General features: G+C 51.1%; 2 protein-coding genes. Both read left to right on the forward strand.

The features are described from left to right. Positions 1–148 precede the first annotated feature (148 nt). A complete protein-coding gene (gene rnz / locus QCH34_RS12440; RefSeq protein ID WP_300334601.1) occupies positions 149–1,081 on the forward strand; it encodes a ribonuclease Z in 933 nt (310 codons plus the stop codon). A 21-nt stretch (positions 1,082–1,102) separates the two neighbouring features. After that, positions 1,103–1,580: magnesium transporter (locus QCH34_RS12445; RefSeq protein WP_300334599.1), on the forward strand; the 478-nt coding region annotated here is incomplete at its 3' end.

Consider the following 1,580-nt stretch of genomic DNA (forward strand, 5'->3'; position numbering starts at 1 on the left):
ATGAGCATCTCTCACTTGAGAGGGGAACAGTGAACTGGGGCCGAGTGTCACGTGCGCTCCTTGACTCATATTCTGGTATTGTCGTTATTGAAGGGCGTGATCTCACTGAGGCGGAAGAAAGCCTTGCTGTTGTTCGGGGGTGGCAATAATCGCCGGAGAAACACTTCATGTCCATTTTCTTGGAACCGCTGGTGCACTTCCGACACCCCAGAGGAATCCATCATGCCTCATGATCAGGAGGGGATCTGACACTCTCCTCTTTGATTGCGGTGAGGGAGCACAACAACAGATGATGCGTGTCCGGACCGGTTTCACTGTCGATGCGATCTTCATCTCCCACTGGCATGCCGACCATTACCTTGGAATATTTGGTCTTCTTGAAACAATGGGATTCAATGGGAGGCAGGATCCAATCCGGCTCTATGGGCCCCGCCGCATCCATGAGATCGTCTCAATAATCAGGCAGTTAAACCAGGGCCTTTCATTTCCAATTGAAGCATACGAACTTTCAGATGGCGAAGAGATTCTCTTTGACGGATACCGGGTGATTCCTTTTACCACCCGTCATGGTTGTGAAAGCTTTGGTTTTATTCTGGTGGAGGATGAACGTCCGGGCCGCTTTGACCGTGAAGAGGCGATATCGCTTGGAGTCCCGCCAGGTCCGCTCTTTGGTCGTCTTCAGCGTGGAGAAACAGTTACTATCAACACCTCCGGGGATCAGACAACCATCACCCCGGATCAGGTTATGGGATCCCCGCGACCCGGAAGGAAGGTCATCTATACCGGCGATACCCGCCCGCTGAGGGAATGGCCGGAAACAGCTGCCGAATCTGATCTCCTGATCCATGATGCAACATTTGACGACCTGGAAAAAGACCGGGCAGATGAAGTTTTCCACTCAACAGCTGGCCAGGCAGCCATTGCGGCACAGGATACCGGCGCCAGGCGACTTGCCCTTGTGCATATCAGTTCACGATACACATCAACAGCAAACCATATACAGGATGCAAAACGACATTATCAGGGCGAAATTCTATTTCCAAATGACTGTACTATGATTGAGATACCATTTCGGGACTGATTACTATGGAGGGAATTACTGATGAACCAGCTGATAGAGGGCCTCAGCCACCGTTATCGCGATCTGCTGACGGGGCTTCTTGCCCTCATCATCACCACGCTCGTGGCATCAGTTGCAGGCATATACCTTGGGTCAGTGAACGAGCTGCTCATACTGATCCCGGGTCTCATGATTCTTGTTCCCTCCTCTATCAATATGCGGGGTGCAATTGCAGGAATTCTCACCTCGCGTCTAGCATCATCGATGCACCTCGGTGCATTTGATATAAATTACCGCCGGGGATCGGTTCTTGGCGACAATCTCCGGGCAACGTTTATTCTCACCGTCCTGATAGCAGCAATTGTCGGTATCATCGGCTTCATTATCGGAAAAGCAGCCGGTCTCGATATTATCACCGTCCATGAGATGATTCTGGTATCAGTTCTTTCAGGAACGGTTGCCGGGGTGATTGTAACACTGATTACCCTTCTTGTAGCGCTTGGATCTTACCGGTATGGTC

The organism is Methanocalculus sp., from assembly GCF_029762515.1.
Taxonomy (GTDB): Archaea; Halobacteriota; Methanomicrobia; order Methanomicrobiales; family Methanocorpusculaceae; genus Methanocalculus.